The organism is Pseudomonas sp. NY15181, from assembly GCF_048068055.1.
In the GTDB taxonomy this organism is placed as follows: Bacteria; Pseudomonadota; Gammaproteobacteria; order Pseudomonadales; family Pseudomonadaceae; genus Pseudomonas.
Genome location: NZ_JBLUPT010000025.1, coordinates 1 through 783 on the forward strand (window position 1 = coordinate 1; position 783 = coordinate 783).

Consider the following 783-nt stretch of genomic DNA (forward strand, 5'->3'; position numbering starts at 1 on the left):
TGCCAAGAGCTGGCTCACCGAAGCCCCGCTGCGCATGCTGATGAACAACCTCGACCCGGAGGTGGCTGAAAACCCGAAGGAGCTGGTGGTGTACGGCGGCATCGGCCGCGCCGCGCGTAACTGGGAGTGCTACGACAAGATCGTCGAGACCCTGAAGGAGCTGAATGACGACGAGACCCTGCTGGTGCAATCCGGCAAGCCGGTCGGCGTCTTCAAGACCCACGCCAACGCCCCGCGCGTACTGATCGCCAACTCCAACCTGGTCCCGCACTGGGCCAGCTGGGAGCACTTCAACGAACTGGACGCCAAGGGCCTGGCCATGTACGGCCAGATGACCGCCGGTTCGTGGATCTACATCGGTAGCCAGGGCATCGTCCAGGGCACCTACGAAACCTTCGTCGAGGCTGGCCGCCAGCACTACAACGGCAACCTCACCGGCCGTTGGGTCCTCACCGCGGGCCTGGGCGGCATGGGTGGCGCCCAGCCGCTGGCCGCAACCCTGGCCGGCGCCTGCTCGCTGAACATCGAATGCCAGCAGACCAGCATCGACTTCCGCCTGCGCAGCCGCTACGTCGACGAGCAGGCCACCGACCTGGACGACGCCCTGGCGCGCATCGCCAAGTACACTGCCGAAGGCAAGGCCATCTCCATCGCCCTGCTGGGCAACGCCGCCGAAATCCTGCCGGAACTGGTACGCCGTGGCGTGCGTCCGGACATGGTCACCGACCAGACGTCCGCCCACGACCCGCTCAACGGCTACCTGCCGATCGGCTGGACCTGGGA

1 protein-coding gene is annotated in these 783 nt (G+C 66.5%); it reads left to right on the top strand.

Going from position 1 to position 783, the window contains the following annotated elements; genetic code table 11:
- Positions 1–783 (top strand): urocanate hydratase (gene hutU / locus ACNFBT_RS27160; protein ID WP_416753893.1); only part of this gene is annotated, 783 nt, incomplete at both ends.